Source organism: Comamonas badia DSM 17552 (assembly GCF_000484635.1).
In the GTDB taxonomy this organism is placed as follows: domain Bacteria; phylum Pseudomonadota; class Gammaproteobacteria; order Burkholderiales; family Burkholderiaceae_C; genus Comamonas_C; species Comamonas_C badia.
Window position 1 is genome coordinate 750,160 of sequence record NZ_AXVM01000001.1, and the last position, 14,598, is coordinate 764,757.

At 66.0% G+C, this 14,598-nt stretch carries 15 protein-coding genes; 7 read left to right on the top strand and 8 right to left on the bottom strand.

All coding sequences use genetic code 11. The annotated features are described in order from the left end of the window. Positions 1-26: 26 nt before the first annotated feature. Complete coding sequence (gene argH / locus K320_RS0103565; protein WP_024537506.1) at positions 27-1,493, bottom strand: argininosuccinate lyase; 1,467 nt, start codon at positions 1,491-1,493, stop codon at positions 27-29. Between the two features lie 40 nt (positions 1,494-1,533). On the opposite strand from argH, the gene K320_RS0103570 reads away from it, so the two are divergent. Next, positions 1,534-2,571 (top strand): sensor histidine kinase, encoded by a 1,038-nt coding sequence (locus K320_RS0103570; RefSeq protein WP_024537507.1) that lies wholly within the window; start codon positions 1,534-1,536, stop codon positions 2,569-2,571. An 11-nt stretch (positions 2,572-2,582) separates the two neighbouring features. Further along, positions 2,583-3,323, top strand: a complete 741-nt coding sequence (locus K320_RS0103575; protein WP_024537508.1) for a LytR/AlgR family response regulator transcription factor — start codon at positions 2,583-2,585, stop codon at positions 3,321-3,323. Between the two features lie 18 nt (positions 3,324-3,341). Here K320_RS0103575 and K320_RS0103580 read toward each other — a convergent pair whose 3' ends face one another. Next, positions 3,342-3,860 carry a MarR family winged helix-turn-helix transcriptional regulator gene (locus K320_RS0103580; protein ID WP_024537509.1) on the bottom strand — a complete coding sequence of 173 codons (519 nt, stop codon included), beginning with the start codon at positions 3,858-3,860 and terminating at the stop codon, positions 3,342-3,344. Positions 3,861-4,063: 203 nt separating this feature from the next. Between K320_RS0103580 and K320_RS0103585 the strand changes: the two genes are divergently transcribed. From K320_RS0103585 to K320_RS0103600, 4 genes are read left to right on the top strand one after another with little or no spacing between them, the layout of a single operon-like run. Continuing rightward, on the top strand, positions 4,064-5,185 hold the full coding sequence (locus tag K320_RS0103585) for a cupin domain-containing protein (RefSeq protein WP_024537510.1): 1,122 nt from the start codon (positions 4,064-4,066) through the stop codon (positions 5,183-5,185). A 22-nt stretch (positions 5,186-5,207) separates the two neighbouring features. Then, complete coding sequence (locus tag K320_RS0103590) at positions 5,208-5,918, top strand: fumarylacetoacetate hydrolase family protein (RefSeq protein WP_024537511.1); 711 nt, start codon at positions 5,208-5,210, stop codon at positions 5,916-5,918. Positions 5,919-5,945: 27 nt separating this feature from the next. Then, positions 5,946-7,598 (top strand): (2,3-dihydroxybenzoyl)adenylate synthase, encoded by a 1,653-nt coding sequence (locus tag K320_RS0103595; RefSeq protein ID WP_024537512.1) that lies wholly within the window; start codon positions 5,946-5,948, stop codon positions 7,596-7,598. A gap of 16 nt (positions 7,599-7,614) precedes the next feature. Then, positions 7,615-8,760 carry an FAD-dependent monooxygenase gene (locus K320_RS0103600; protein WP_024537513.1) on the top strand — a complete coding sequence of 382 codons (1,146 nt, stop codon included), beginning with the start codon at positions 7,615-7,617 and terminating at the stop codon, positions 8,758-8,760. Between the two features lie 193 nt (positions 8,761-8,953). On the opposite strand, the gene K320_RS0103605 is transcribed toward K320_RS0103600, so the two are convergent. Then, a complete protein-coding gene (locus tag K320_RS0103605; RefSeq protein WP_084301151.1) occupies positions 8,954-9,958 on the bottom strand; it encodes an AraC family transcriptional regulator in 1,005 nt (334 codons plus the stop codon). Positions 9,959-10,125: 167 nt separating this feature from the next. Between K320_RS0103605 and K320_RS0103610 the strand changes: the two genes are divergently transcribed. Beyond that, positions 10,126-10,851 carry an alpha/beta fold hydrolase gene (locus K320_RS0103610; protein ID WP_029695773.1) on the top strand — a complete coding sequence of 242 codons (726 nt, stop codon included), beginning with the start codon at positions 10,126-10,128 and terminating at the stop codon, positions 10,849-10,851. A gap of 95 nt (positions 10,852-10,946) precedes the next feature. On the opposite strand, the gene K320_RS0103615 is transcribed toward K320_RS0103610, so the two are convergent. From K320_RS0103615 to K320_RS0103635, 5 genes are all read right to left on the bottom strand, one after another. Next, entirely contained in the window at positions 10,947-11,753 is an 807-nt protein-coding gene (locus K320_RS0103615) for a ZIP family metal transporter (protein ID WP_024537516.1), read from the bottom strand. Positions 11,754-11,802: 49 nt separating this feature from the next. Further along, positions 11,803-12,687, bottom strand: coding sequence for a dienelactone hydrolase family protein (locus K320_RS0103620; RefSeq protein WP_024537517.1), 885 nt, complete (start codon positions 12,685-12,687; stop codon positions 11,803-11,805). Positions 12,688-12,809: 122 nt separating this feature from the next. Next, positions 12,810-13,514, bottom strand: a complete 705-nt coding sequence (locus K320_RS0103625) for a class I SAM-dependent methyltransferase (protein WP_024537518.1) — start codon at positions 13,512-13,514, stop codon at positions 12,810-12,812. Between the two features lie 25 nt (positions 13,515-13,539). Continuing rightward, positions 13,540-13,845, bottom strand: coding sequence for an AzlD domain-containing protein (locus K320_RS0103630; protein ID WP_024537519.1), 306 nt, complete (start codon positions 13,843-13,845; stop codon positions 13,540-13,542). Next, a complete protein-coding gene (locus tag K320_RS0103635; RefSeq protein ID WP_051384820.1) occupies positions 13,842-14,549 on the bottom strand; it encodes an AzlC family ABC transporter permease in 708 nt (235 codons plus the stop codon). Before K320_RS0103635 ends, K320_RS0103630 begins: the two co-directional genes overlap by 4 nt. Positions 14,550-14,598 lie beyond the last annotated feature (49 nt).

The following is a 14,598-nucleotide window of genomic DNA, read 5'->3' on the forward strand; positions in this document are numbered from 1 at the left end:
AGGCGCGTCATCGAAGCGCAGCGAGGTCATTCTTCACCAGCCAGCCGCTGGCGGTGGCGCGCAATCTGCGCGCGCACCTGCACCGGCGCGGTGCCGCCCAGCGTCTTGCGCGCATTGAGCGAACCTTCGAGCGACAGCACATCAAACACATCGGCGGCAATCGCCGGGTGAAAGCCCTGCAACGTGGCCAGCGGCAGTTCGGAGAGATCCACGCCCTGCGCCTGCGCCGCCCTGACGGCATGCGCCACCGTCTCATGAGCATCCCGGAAAGGCAGGCCCTTCTTCACCAGGTAGTCGGCCAGATCGGTGGCGGTGGCGTAGCCCTTCATCGCCGCGGCGCGCATGGCGGCGGCATTGACCGTGATGCCGCCCTCCTTGGCGCCGGTCGCCGGGTTCATCTGCCCGCCGATCATCTCGGCAAAGATGCGCAGCGTGTCCTTGAGCGTATCGACGGTGTCGAACAGTGGCTCCTTGTCTTCCTGGTTGTCCTTGTTGTAGGCCAGCGGCTGGCCCTTCATCAGCGTGATGAGGCCCATCAGGTGGCCGACGACGCGGCCGGTCTTGCCGCGCGCGAGTTCCGGCACGTCGGGGTTCTTCTTCTGCGGCATGATGGATGAGCCGGTGGTGAAGCGGTCGGCGATGCGGATGAAGCCCACGCTCTGGTTCATCCACAGCACCAGCTCTTCCGACAGGCGCGAGATGTGCAGCATCACCAGGCTCGCGGCGGCGGAAAACTCGATCGCGAAGTCGCGGTCGGAAACGCCATCCAGGCTGTTCTGGCACACGCCTTCCATCGCCAGCGTGCGCGCCACGCGCTCACGGTCCAGCGGGTAGGTGGTGCCCGCGAGCGCCGCCGAGCCCAGCGGCAGCACGTTCACGCGGCGGCGCACGTCCCGCATGCGCGCCTCGTCGCGCACGAACATCTCCACATAGGCCAGCAGGTGGTGCGCGAAACTCACCGGCTGCGCCACCTGCAGGTGGGTGAAGCCCGGCAGGATGGTGTCCACGTTCTGCTCGGCCACCTGCACCAGCGCCAGTTGCAGCTCGCGCAGCAGGCCGTCGATCAGGTCGATTTCGCCGCGCAGCCACAGACGCACGTCGGTGGCCACCTGGTCGTTGCGGCTGCGCCCGGTGTGCAGGCGCTTGCCCGCATCGCCCGCCAGTTGCGTCAGGCGCGCCTCGATATTCAGGTGCACGTCTTCCAGATCAAGCTTCCAGTCGAAAGCCCCGGCCTCGATCTCCTGCGTGATCGTGGCCATGCCCTGCTGGATGGCGGCATGGTCTTCGCCGCTGATGATGCCCTGCGCCGCCAGCATCTCGGCGTGCGCCAGGCTGCCGGCGATGTCGGCCTGCCACAGCCGCTGGTCGAAAAACACGCTGGCGGTGTAGCGCTTGACCAGATCGCTCATCGGCTCGGAGAACAGGGCCGACCACGCCTGGGCCTTGCCGGCAAGCTGATCGTGAGGGGAAGAAGTGGGCGCGGCGGCAGACATGGCGGCAATAATCGGCACCGGGAGAGCCACGGCGCCAGCAATGACAAAGCCGCAAATTCTATCGACCAGGGCCGGCAGCCACGCAAATGCGGGCATGCTGATCTTTGACGCCTGCCGCGCCGGCGTGGTGCTGCGCGCCGTGCTGTTCGTCGAGCTGGTGCTGGCGGTGGCTGCGATGTTCGCTTCCGGCGATCCGCTCGGCTGGCTTGGCACGCTGTCCCTGCTGACCGGCGCCGCCCTGCCCGCCACGCTGGCCTGGCTGCTCGCCGCCTGCAGCCTCAAGCGCATCCTGCAGGGCGCCCGGGTGCCGCTGCAGGTGGGCGCCGGCGTGGTGCTGGGCGTGCTGGCGGGGCTGCTGGCCTGCGCGCTGCTCGCCCAGGTGGCGCCAGAAGGCGGCGAGCCGCACTGGATCGCCAGCGGCGCCACCGGCGCGCTGCTGTCCGCGCTGCTGGTCGCCGCCCTGCTGCTGCGCGCGCGCGGGCGCACCCCGGCAGCCACCACCGCGCGCCTGACCGAGCTGCAGGCGCGCATCCGTCCGCACTTTCTCTTCAACAGCCTCAACAGCGCCATCGCGCTGGTGCGCGAAGACCCCGCCAAGGCAGAGACCCTGCTCGAAGACCTGAGCGACCTGTTTCGCCACGCGCTGCTGGACCAGGGCGACATCACCACCCTGGGGGCGGAAATCGAGCTCGCGCGCCACTACCTCGCCATCGAACAGATCCGCTTCGGCGAGCGCCTGCAGCTGGCCTGGCAGCTCGATGAACGCGCCAATACCGCGCGCGTGCCGCCGCTGCTGCTGCAGCCGCTGGTGGAAAACGCGGTCAAGCATGGCGTCGAGCCTTCGCCGCTCACCGCCCTCATCGAGGTGCGCACCGAGCGGCGCGGCGCGCGCGTGGTGCTCACCATCACCAATTCGCTGCCCCCCAGGTCGGTCGCGCTGGCGCCCGGTCAGGGCAACGGCATCGCACTGAAGAACGTGCGCGCACGCCTCAGGCTGCTGCACGATGTCGATGCCGAATTCAGCGCCGCACTGCACGAAGGGCGCTGGCGCGTGCGCATCGCCCTGCCCGTCACCTGAAAGGCCCACCCGTGCGCATCCTGGTCGTGGACGACGAACTGCTGGCGCGCAAGCGCCTGCGCACGCTGCTGGCCGAATGCGACACGCGCCACCAAGTGCTCGACGCAAGCCACGCCGCAGAAGCGCTGGCGCTGCTGCACCAGCCGCCGGCGTTTGACGCGGTGCTGCTGGACATCCACATGCCCGGGCAGGACGGCATGGCGCTGGCGCACCAGATCCAGCGCCTGCCCGCGCCGCCGGTGATCGTATTCGTCACCGCGCATGCCGAGCACGCGCTGGCGGCATTTGAAATCGACGCCGCCGATTACCTGACCAAGCCCGTGCGCCTGCAGCGGCTGCGGCAGGCGCTGGCCAAGGCGGGGCGCTCGATCAAGCCGCCCGCCGTGGTGCCGGCAGCGAAGGATGACGGCCCCACGCTGCTCGTGAGCGACCAGGGACGCACGGAGCGCATACCGCTGGCCGAAGTGCTCTACATCCGCGCCGAGCAGAAGTACCTGACGCTGAAAACCACCGCGCGCAGCTACGTGATCGACGGCGCGCTGACGGATCTGGAGGCGCGGCATCCGCAGGAGCTGGTACGCATCCACCGCAGCCTCCTCGTCGCGCGCCACGCGCTGCGCGCACTCGAACGCCATCCAGAGCTGGGCGAGGGCGATGGCTGGGCGGTGCGGCTGCGCGGCAGCACCGACGTTCTGCCCGTTTCCCGCCGCCAGGTAGCGGCAGTGCGAGAAGTGCTCATGCAGGAGCCTTGATCCCGCTTGGCTGAAGGGTCAGTGCTGACGAACCGGACGCCCCCGCTTGCGCGTGCCTTCCGCTTCGCCAGACGCCGGTCCGGGCGCATTCGGCCCCGCATCGGCATCCCACGCCGCAACCAGCGTCATCATGGATTGCACAAACTGGGTTCGCTTTTCCGGAGGCAGCGGCGCAAGGATGCGCTGCTGCACACGCAGTACCGCCGGCTCGGCGTTCTGGAGCAGCGTGACGCCCTCTGGCGTGGCGTGCAGCAGGCGCACGCGCCTGTCCCCCGGGTTCAGACGCCGCTCCAGCCAGCCCCGCGCTTCCAGCCTGTCGATCACGCTGCCTATCGTTGACGTATCAAAGCGAATCCGCTGCGCCAGCGTGCGCTGATCCATCCCCGGGTGGCGCGACACCGCGGACAAGGCCGCGTATTGGACGGGCGTCACGCCCCAGTCCTGCGTTTCCTCCGCGAACAACGCCACGGCCATCTGCTGCAGGCGGCGGATGAAGTAACCAGGATAGTGCTCGATTTCGGCGGGGCTGATCTTCATGGTTCAGGCGAGAGATGGGTTCAATCATAGTCGGCGCACCTCGCACCTTCGCGGGTTCGTGCGGCAGCCAGCCGATACCGTACTCCCGGACAGGTCCAGTGCCGCATGGGACAAAAAATTATCATCAGTGTACTTGTCATCAGTTTACTTTTGATCTACGATCCACCCAACGCGGCTCACCCGGCAGCACAAAGGAGCTCTCCATGAACGCCCCGCACCCTGCGTCCCTCGACTGGAAGAGCGTCGCAGCGCAGAACCAGCCAGACCCCTCGCCTGCGCTCGATGCGCTCTATCAGGGCATGAAGGATGCATTGCTGGTGCCGCTGTGGACGCAGATCGGCGACCTGATGCCGGCGCACCCGCAGAGCAAGGCCAGCGCGCATCTCTGGCGCTGGAAGCGGCTGCTGGAGCTCGCCGAGCGTTCCGGCCACCTGATACCCGTGGGCCGCGGCGGCGAGCGCCGCGCCATCGCGCTGGCCAACCCCAGCCTGGGCGGCCGGCCCTACGCCACGCCCACGCTCTGGGCCGCGATCCAGTACCTGATGCCCGGCGAGAACGCCCCCGAGCACCGCCACACGCAGCATGCCTTCCGCTTCGTCGTCGAGGGCGAAGGCGTCTGGACCGTGGTCAACGGCGACGCCATCCGCATGTCGCGCGGCGACTTCCTGCCGCAGGGCGGCTGGAACTGGCACGCGCACCACAACGCCGCCACCGCGCCCATGGCCTGGATCGACGGCCTGGACATTCCGTTTTCCTACTACACCGAATCGCAGTTCTTCGAGCTTGGCCGCGAGACGCTTTCCAAGGCAGAGCTGGGCACGCCCGCGTTCTCGCGCTCCGAGCGCCTGTGGGCGCATCCGGGCCTGCGGCCGCTGTCGCAGATGCAGGACAGCGCCACCTCGCCGCTGCTCGCCTACCGCTGGGCAGACACCGACCGCGCGCTCACAGAGCAACTCAGGCTCGAAGCCGAAGGCCATGCCGTCACGCTCAGCCCCGGCCACGCCGCGGTGCGCTACAGCAACCCGACCAACGGGCGCGACGTGATGCCCACCATCCGCTGCGAAATGCACCGCCTGGCAAGCGGCGCTGCCACTCAGTCGCGCCGTGAGGTGGGTTCCTCGGTCTACCAGGTGTTCAACGGCCAGGGCAGCGTGCAGGTGGGAGAAGAGCGCTGGCAGGTCGAGCGCGGCGACATGTTCGTCGTGCCGTCGTGGCAGAGCTTCACCGCCGAATGCGGCAAGGACGCGCCGCAACTCGATCTGTTCCGATTCAGCGACACGCCGATCTTCGAAGCCCTGCATGCGCACCGCATCAGCGGCACCTGATCTTCCTCCAATGAGCACCGACATGGCACAAGACAACTACCTCTGGGCTCCGGCTCCCACCCCTTCCGTCGCCATACGTGGCGGCAGCCAGCGGCTGCCCGTGCAGCGCCTGTTCTTCGTTGGCCGCAACTACCACGCCCACGCCGCCGAGATGGGCAGGCCTGTGGACAAGAGCGTCGAGCGGCCGTTTTACTTCACCAAGTCACCGTTCACGCTCACCCCCTCGGGCAGCACCACGCCCTACCCGAGCGAAACGGCGAACTACCACTTCGAGATGGAACTGGTGCTGGCCATCGGCAAGCCCGGCTTCCGCATCCCGGTCGCGCAGGCGCACGAATACATCTACGGCTACGCCTGCGGCCTGGACATGACGCGCCGCGACCTGCAACTGGTGGCGCGCGACAAGGGCCGGCCCTGGGACCTGGGCAAGGACGTGGAGCACTCCTCGGTCTGCAGCGAGATCGTCCCCATGCCTGGCAGGGTGATCGAGTCGGGAGCGATAGAGCTGAGCGTCAATGGCCAGGTCAAGCAGCACTCGGACGTGAACAAGCTGATCTGGAACATCCGCGAGATCATCGCCGACCTGTCGCTCTTTTATCACCTGCAGCCCGGCGATCTGATCTACAGCGGCACGCCGGAAGGCGTGGGGCCGGTGGTCAGCGGCGACAAGCTGCATGGCCACATCGAAGGCGTGGGTGAAGTCCTGCTCACCGTTGGGCCGGCAGCCGTCTGAACCCATCGGCACACAAGGAGACACACCATGCTGCAAGGATGCATTTTCTGGCCGCAGGATCAGGCGCAACGCTACCGGGATGCGGGCCTGTGGAGCGGGCAGACGCTCTGGGACATGATGGCGGCGAGCATCGCGCGAACGCCGGCCAAAACGGCCGTCGTCGCCGGTGACACACGGCTGAGCTACCGCGATCTGGACGAGCAGACGGCAGTGCTGGGCGCGGCGCTGCTGGCACACGGCCTCAGGCCGCTCGATCGCGTGGTGCTGCACCTGCCCAACACCGTCGAGTTCGTCCTGTACTACCTGGCGCTGGTGCGCATTGGCGCCATCCCCGTGATGGCGCTGCGCGCGCACCGCGAGACGGAGATTCGCCACTTCACCCGCGCCTCGCAGGCCGTGGCGTATATCGCACCCGACGCCATCCGCGGCTTTGACTACCGCGTGCTGGGCGATCAACTGAAGCAGGAATTCGCGCATCTCAAAACCATCGTCATCGTCGGCGAACCGGGCAGCGGACAACTCGGCCATGCACGGCTCATGGCCGAGGGCGCAGCCATCCAGGACCGCGCCGAGCGCCTGGCCGCGCCGCGCATCGACCCGGAAGACGTCGGCACCATCCTGCTCAGCGGCGGCACCACATCGCTGCCCAAGCTGATCCCGCGCACGCACCAGGACTACGTGCTCAATGCCCGCCTGTGCGGTGCCGCGACCCGTTTCGATGCGGATACGGTGTTCATGCCGATCCTGCCGCTGGCGCACAACTACAACCTGTGCTCGCCCGGCATGCTCGCCGCCTTCTGCTACGGCGGCACGGTTGCGCTGTGCCCCTCGACCGAGACTGCCGACATCTTCTCGGTGGTGCAAAAGGAAGGCGTCACCGTCATCGCCTCGGTGCGCCCGCTGGTGGCGCGCTGGCTCGACGATCCGAGCATAGGCAACTACGACCTGAGCTCGCTCAAAGTGGTGCAAAACGGCGGCACGCGCATGCCGCCGGAGTTTCGCCGCCGCATGATGGCCGAGCTGCACGTCATTCCGCAGGAGGTCTATGGCACCGCCGAGGGTCTGATCAGCATGACGCCGCTCGATGCCAGCGAAGACCTGCTGCTGAACAGCTCGGGCGAGCCGGTCAGCGAATACGACGAGATCAAGATCGTCGATGAAGACGGCAACGAGGTGCCCGACGGCACGCCAGGCGAGCTCGTCACGCGCGGCCCCTACACCATCTGCGGCTACTACAACGCGCCCAAGGTCAACGCCAGCGCCTTCACCAGCGACGGCTTCTACAAGATGGGCGACATCGTGCGCAAGGTGGGCCGCACGCTCTACGTCGAGGGGCGCAAGAAGGACGTGATCAACCGCGGCGGCGAGAAGATCGACTGCGAGGACATCGAGAACATCCTGGTGCAGCACCCGGCGGTGCAGACGGCCAGCCTCGTCGCGATGCCCGACAAGGAATTCGGCGAAAAGGCCTGCGCCTTCGTCGTGCTCAAGACCGGCCAGCAGTTCAGCTTCGGCGAGATGGTGGCCTACATGAAGCGCATCAAGGTCGCCTCGTTCAACATCCCCGAGCGCCTGGAAATCGTGGACAGCCTTCCCACCAGCCCGGTGGGCAAGGTACTCAAGCGCGAACTGCGCCAGATCATCACCGACCAGTTGGCGCAGGAATCCGCGACGCGTTGATCCCGAAGGAAACACCATGAAGATTGCCATCATCGGCGCCGGCCCGGCCGGGCTGCACTTCGCCTCGCTCATGAAGCGGCTTGACCCGCGCCATGACATCACCATCCACGAGCGCGGCCCACGCAACGCCACCTGGGGCTTTGGCGTGGTGTTCTCGGACAATGCGCTCGATTTCCTGCGCATCGACGACGCCGAGCTCTACAACTACCTGCGCCCGCACATGGAAAGCTGGGCGGACATCACGATCAACCACAACGGCACCGGCGTAGCCATTGCCGGCAATGGCTACGCCGCCATCGGGCGCCTGGAGATGCTCTCGCTGCTGTACCAGCACGTCGAGGGCCTGGGCGTGACGATCCGGTTCGACACCGAGATCACCTCGCTCTCGCAACTCGCGGGCGCCGACCTGATCCTGGCCGCCAACGGGGCCAACTCCTGGGTGCGCGAGGAAAACCGCGAGAAATTCGGCACCAGTACCGACCTGCGCCCCAACAAGTTCATGTGGTGCGGCTCGACCAAGCCGTTCGACACGCTGAGCCTGAGCTTTCATACCAGCGACGTGGGCGTGTTCTGCGCCCACCACTACCGCTACACGCCATCGATGAGCACCTTCCTCGTCGAAGTGACCGACGCGACCTGGAAGCGCGCCGGGTTTGACCGCATGGGCAACGACGAGGCCATGCGTTACTGTGAAAAGGTCTTCGCCCAGGAGCTTGATGGCCACCCCATCCTCTCGAACAACTCCTATTGGCGCAATTTTCCGGTGATCTGGAACGAACGCTGGCACTTCGACAACGTGGTGCTGATGGGAGATGCGCTCAGGCCCGCGCATTTTTCCATCGGTTCGGGCACGCGCATGGCGATGCTGGACGCCGTGGCGCTGTGCAACGCGTTCAAGGAGACGGGCGACGACGTGCCGGCGGCGCTGAATCGCTTTCATGAACTGCGCATGCCGACGATGAAGAAGATCTGGGACGCAGCCAACCGCAGCATGCGCTGGTACGAGGAGATGGACGAACTCGTTCCGAACAAGAACGCCATTGAATTCGCCTATGACTACATGACGCGCACCGGGCGCATCAGCCACGAGAAGGTGCGCCAGCTCGATCCCAGCCTGGCGGCCGCGTATGAAAAATTGCACCCGGAAGTGCTTGGAATATAAAAATCAATACTGGAATTTAGCGACTTAGCCCTTATACAACATGCGTTATAAGCTATCATAATAGAAGCATAAAACCATTAGATCCCATCCATTTGGCATTCAACGATGGGCACCATGGTTACCTCGCTGGATTGCAAGACCGACCCCTGGCCATCGGGAATTCCTCGCGGTCTGATCGGCGACTGAGGCGTGCTCAGTGGCGTTTGCCAAGCGTTTCCCGGGCGGATTCACCGAACGCCGACCGGTAGGCCCGGGAAAACTCCCCGAGATGGGTCCAACCGTATTGCATCGCGGTCTGCGCGATTGATTGGCGTGGCGCCCTGCTGGTCATCAGGCTCGTACGCACGGCGTCCAGGCGCTGGCGGCGCAGCCATTGCATCGGCCCCATGCCACGCACGCGCTGGAAACTTGCCTGCAGCGTGCGGACGGCCACGCCGCAGGCGCGGGCTGCGCTGGTCACTGTGACCGGCTGGTCGATGCGCTCCAGCATCCATTCCTCGGCGCGGCGCTGCAGCAACGAATCTGGCTGGCCACGTGCATCCATCTTTTCTACTTGATTATGAGGATGGAGCAGCAGCAGTGTGGTGCATACCTGCTCCTCCAAGCAGACGTTCAGGTGCCTGAGCGCCATGCCATCGAACTCGCCTCGCAGCCCTGCGGCCACGGTGTGCAACAAGGGGCCGAGTGCGCTCCATGCGGGCGCATCCAGTGCCATGGAGCCGGCAAAATCGATCGGCACCGAGGCTGGGCGCCCACTCAGCGCCAGCCAGGCCGCGTCGATGGCCGGGCGCTCCAGCCGCAGAACCAGCTGTTCGAAATCAGAGGAGGCCGAAAATCTGAACCGCGGTGCGGCGCTGACCAATCCGGCGTGGTTCGTGGTGACTTGCACACGCTCGCGCCCGACTTCGAACGAGGCGGTGCCGCTCAGGCCGATACAGAGCAGGTAGTAATTGCCCAGGCGCTGCGGGTCCACATCGACCGCCGCTCCCCAGGTCAGACGGCTGATGGACATGGCGCCAAAGGGCAGGCTATCCATGCTCGCGTGCAGTTGCTGCCGGGGACGCGTGATGTGCAACTGGTGGGGGCTGAATACCCGGCCGCACATGTCTCGCGCTTCGTCCACGTCATGCGTCTCGAAAAGCCGTCCGCGCTTCAAGTCGATTCCGTTAATCAGGAGTGATGGAAAAATCGAGGGCATAGGACAGTGCAAACCGGTGTTTGAATTTTCATTCGAGGCTGACTATCGTCAATAGGGAAAAGCCTGATCCAGAAGCTGCGTTTTCGCGCATGTGGCTGCGCGTTTCCGATAGCCGATATCGAACGTCGTTTCTACCATCGGTGCTTTCAAAACGGAAGGAGCACATCATGCGGTACGTATTGGTTCACGGGAGCTGGCACACGGGCGAACTCTGGGAGCCGGTCGCGGCGTTGCTGCGCAATGCCGGTCACGAGGTGCATACCCCGACCGTGGCGGGGCATGGGCACGACGCCGACAAAAGCGTGAACCATGCGCAGTGCACGCAGTCGATCGTGGATTACATCGTGCAGCATGACCTCAGGGAGGTGGTGATTCTGGGCCACAGCTATGGCGGCACGATTGTTTCCAAGGTGGCCGAGGCGGTGCCTGAGCGGCTGCGTCGCCTGATCTACTGGAATGCCTTCGTGCTCCAGGATGGCGAATCGCTATTGGACAACGTGCCGCCGCACTATCGGGCGTTGTTTGCCGATCTTGCCGGCGCCAGCGGCGACAACAGCGTGACGTTGCCTTTTCCGATCTGGCGCGAGGCCTTCATCAATGACGCAGACTTGGAGACTGCCCAGCGTACATACGCATTGCTTTCGTCCGAGCCTTACCAACCTTTCGTGGACAAGCTCGATCTGAAGAAATTCACTACCCTGCAGATTCCGCGCAGCTATATCTCATGCACGGAAGATACCGCCCTTCCCCAGGGGCCGGAATGGGGCTGGCACCCACGCATGTCCAGCCGGCTGGGGCTGTACCGGCTGGTGCAGCTGGCCGGCAGCCATGAGGTGATGTTCACACACCCTGACCGGCTTGCAGCCGCCATTGATGCTGCGGGGCGAGACTGACTGGCAGCGCGCGGCGCGGCGCGGATGCCATGCGCCTGGATGTCCAACCGCTTCGAGGGGTCAAATTCCGGGCCAATGGTCCGGCGCCGCAGGCGTCAATGCGCGTGGTGCGCCAGGCTTCTCACCAGCATCACCGCCCCCATGCCGCCCAGCAGCCAGAGGATTTGCACCACCGCCTGCGCGGCCGACATGCGCCGCTGCAGCTGCGGGATCAAATCCGCCAGCGCCACGTAGATGAAACTGCTGGCGGCGACGACCAGGAAATAGGGCAAGGCGGCCTCCCAGCGGCCCACGATGTAATAGCCCGCCACGCCGCCCAGCGCCGTGGCCGCGCCGGCCAGTGAGACTTTCAGCAAGGCCGCGCGGCGCTTGCCCTGGCGCAGCACGACGAGATCGCCCACATGGTGCGGCACCTCATGCGCCAGCACCGAAAGCGCCGCCACCAGACCCAGGCGCCAATCGGCAACGAAAGTCGAGGCAATCATCACGCCGTCACCAAAGCAATGCAGGCTGTCGCCCGCAATCAGTGTCCAGCCACCGCGGCCATGCGTGGAATGGACGTGGTCATGACCGTGATCGTGCTCGCCTTCTTCATGTGGCGCATCGCCATGCGCGCCATGCTCATGGCCGTGGTGCCAGAGCTCGGCCTTCTCCAGAATGAAGAACAGCACCAGACCCAGCAGCAGCGTGGCAAAGAGCGGCTGCGCCGCATGGTCTTCAAACGCCTCGGGCAGCACCGCCATGAACGCGGTGGAGAGCAGGGCACCCGCCGCCAGGCTCAGCAGATGCTGCGGCCCGATACGCCAGCGCCCATCCATGCCCAGCAGCAGCAGCATGGCTGCCAGCCATACGCTGCCGATACCGGCGGCCAGAGTGGCGCCGATGATTGCTATCAATAACATTGCTGCTTGCGCTTGTGCTGTGTGCCCAGGCGCCTTTTTTCATTGGTATTCAATTAAGCCCGTGCTGCTTGAACCAGGCCAGGGCCCGCTTCCAGCCATCTTCGGCCGCATCCTTGCGGTAGCTGGCACGGTAGTCGGCGTGGAAGGCGTGGGGGGCATCAGGATAAACCACGAACTGCGCCCCGCTGGCAGGCGCGCCCGCCTTGGCCAGCGCCGCCTTCATCTGCTCGATGGTAGCCACCGGGATGCCTTCATCCTTGCCGCCATACAGGCCCAGCACCGGCGCTTTCACCTGCGCGGCCAGCGCCAGGGGCTGCCGGGGCTGCAGCGGGGTATCCTGCCCCGCCAGACGGCCATACCAGGCCACGCCCGCCAAAACCTGCGCATGCGCCGCGTACAGCCAGGTGATGCGTCCGCCCCAGCAAAAACCGGTGATGCCCACCTTCTTCGCATCGCCGCCATGCGCGCCCGCCCAGGCCACGGTGGCATCCAGGTCGCCCATGACCTGCGCATCCGGCACCTTGGCGACCACCTCGCTCATCAGCTTGGCGAGTTCGCCATAGCTCATCGGATCACCCTGGCGCTCGAACAGGTCGGGCGCGATCGCGAGATACCCCGCGTGTGCCAGGCGACGGCAGACATCGGCGATGTATTCGTGCACGCCAAAAATCTCCGAAACCACCAGGATCACCGGCAGGTTCGTCTTGCCCTTGGGCGCGGCGCGGTAGGCGTGCACCTGGAAATTGCCGGACGGGTAGCTGACCTCGCCCACCTCCAGCCCATCGGACGGGGTGTCGATGGCGGTCTGCGCCATCACCGGCGCGGCCGCCGCCGCATAGCCGGCGCCCAGCATCAGGCCCAGCGCCCTGCGGCGGCTGGCACGCCCCGCACCCTGCAGCAGGGCGGTGGCATCCTTGTACAAATCGTCGTGCATATCTATCCTCTCCATCGTGCATTGCATCGGGCGATCACGGGCTTCGACGGTGCGTCGAACGGCGCATGGTCTTTACCCCGGAATCACCGTGCCATGGCCGGTGAAGGCCGGTCGTCCTTGCCTCATCCAACAGCCACACGCCTGAGCAGCCGTACATGCATGGGGCGCTCGAACGGCGCGCCCACCGGGGTGCAGTGTGGCGCAAAAACGGCCAGCGTGCGTGCGCGCAGGTCCTGGTCGACAGGGTGATCGGCAAAACTCGGGTGCATCATGCGTTTTTCAAAATCGGCGAAATCGGCAAAGCGCACCGGCGTGGCAAACCACTCCTCGGCCACCTGCTGCCAGCACGATGGCTGCTGCGCGAGCGCCCTGTCCAGCGCTGTCTGCGCCGCGGCACGCACCAAGCCTTCGTCGTTGTAAACCTTGATGACTTCGTTGAACGCACCGTCGTACACCGGCTCGGAAACGTAAAGATGCCCGCCCGGGCGCAGCACGCGAGCCACCTCGGCGAGCGCCTGATCCATGAATGCGATGGGTACGTGGTGCAGCGACTTGAGCATCAACGCAAGGTCGAACTGCGCCGCCGCCTCCGGGATGGCCTGCGCACCGGCTTCGATGAAGCGCATGCGCTCAGGCACCTGCCGCAGGTTGTGCCTCATCTGCACCGTGTCCACCTCCAGCCCCAGGTAGTGCATCGCAGGGTGTGCCTGCAGCAGGCGCTGCGCCATCCCGGCCGCACCGCAACCCAGCTCGATCACCCGCGTGCAGGGCTCGGGCAGCAGACGGTCGAGCAAGGCAAATTCATCGGCTATCAGCGGGTAATCCATTGCATTCTCCAGTAACGACCCGGTTTTACACCCACCATCGCACGAGGGCTGAAGCCGCGGCCCCCAGCACCACCACCAGTAGAAAGGGCGCACGCCACCACAGCGCCAGTGCCGCCACGGCCAGGGCCACCAGGCGCGCGTCCACGCTCAGCGCCGTGCCAGCGGCAAAGGTGTTCATCACCGTGAGCGCGGCCAGCAGCGCGACCGTGAGCGCGCCCGCCACACGGTGCATGCGCGGGTTCTGCAGCCAGCGCGCGGGTACCGCATAGCCCAGCAGCTTGGTGGCAAAGGCAATCAACCCCGCCAGAAGAATCGCGTGCCAGAGCGTCACCGCGCATGCCCCCACCAGCCCCAGACCGCGCCCGCCGCCGCCGCGAGCAGGATGGGCACGCCCGGCGCCACCCAGGGGATGGCCGCCGCTGTGACAAAACCTGCCGCCAGCGCAAGCGCCACCGGCTCGCGGCCCTTGAGGCGTGGCCACAGCAGCCCCAGGAAGGCCGCCACCGCCGCACCGTCCAGCCCCCAGGTGCGTGCATCCCCCAGCGCATCGCCCAGCAGCGCGCCCACGAGCGTGAAGGCATTCCAGAGAATGAAGACGCCCAACCCCGCCGTCCAGAAGCCGCGCCGCTGCTCGTCCGCACCGTCCTGGCTCAGCGTGGTGGCGGCCGATTCATCGATGGTGAGTTGCGCCATCAACACCTTGCGCCAGCCGCGCGGCAGAAAAAGGTGGTTCATCTGCACCCCATAGACGGCGTTGCGCACGCCCAGCAGGCTGGCCGCGCCCACCGCCGCAGCGGCGCTGCCGCCACCCGCAACCACGCCGATGAAGGCGAATTGCGAGCCACCGGTGAACATCAGCAAGGAAAGCACCATGGCCTGCGCCACGGTAAGACCCGCCGCCACCGCCAGCGCGCCAAATGAAACGCCGTACAGGCCCGTCGCCACCGCGATCGACAGGCCCATGCGCACGGCGGGGGTGAAGCTGCTCCGCCCCACACCCGCCGGGAGGCATGCCTTGCCACTCGATTCATTCATGCGCACAAATGTAGCCTGCGCACGGGTCACCGCCGCCGCACACCCCCAT

Bases quoted from the DNA above. Each gene is read 5' to 3' on its own strand.
- argH (WP_024537506.1), bottom strand. From the start codon at position 1,493: ATGTCTGCCGCCGCGCCCACTTCTTCCCCTCACGATCAGCTTGCCGGC.
- K320_RS0103570 (WP_024537507.1), top strand. From the start codon at position 1,534: ATGACAAAGCCGCAAATTCTATCGACCAGGGCCGGCAGCCACGCAAAT.
- K320_RS0103580 (WP_024537509.1), bottom strand. From the start codon at position 3,860: ATGAAGATCAGCCCCGCCGAAATCGAGCACTATCCTGGTTACTTCATC.
- K320_RS0103585 (WP_024537510.1), top strand. From the start codon at position 4,064: ATGAACGCCCCGCACCCTGCGTCCCTCGACTGGAAGAGCGTCGCAGCG.
- K320_RS0103590 (WP_024537511.1), top strand. From the start codon at position 5,208: ATGGCACAAGACAACTACCTCTGGGCTCCGGCTCCCACCCCTTCCGTC.
- K320_RS0103595 (WP_024537512.1), top strand. From the start codon at position 5,946: ATGCTGCAAGGATGCATTTTCTGGCCGCAGGATCAGGCGCAACGCTAC.
- K320_RS0103600 (WP_024537513.1), top strand. From the start codon at position 7,615: ATGAAGATTGCCATCATCGGCGCCGGCCCGGCCGGGCTGCACTTCGCC.
- K320_RS0103605 (WP_084301151.1), bottom strand. From the start codon at position 9,958: ATGCCCTCGATTTTTCCATCACTCCTGATTAACGGAATCGACTTGAAG.
- K320_RS0103610 (WP_029695773.1), top strand. From the start codon at position 10,126: ATGCGGTACGTATTGGTTCACGGGAGCTGGCACACGGGCGAACTCTGG.
- K320_RS0103615 (WP_024537516.1), bottom strand. From the start codon at position 11,753: ATGTTATTGATAGCAATCATCGGCGCCACTCTGGCCGCCGGTATCGGC.
- K320_RS0103620 (WP_024537517.1), bottom strand. From the start codon at position 12,687: ATGCACGACGATTTGTACAAGGATGCCACCGCCCTGCTGCAGGGTGCG.
- K320_RS0103625 (WP_024537518.1), bottom strand. From the start codon at position 13,514: ATGGATTACCCGCTGATAGCCGATGAATTTGCCTTGCTCGACCGTCTG.
- K320_RS0103635 (WP_051384820.1), bottom strand. From the start codon at position 14,549: ATGAATGAATCGAGTGGCAAGGCATGCCTCCCGGCGGGTGTGGGGCGG.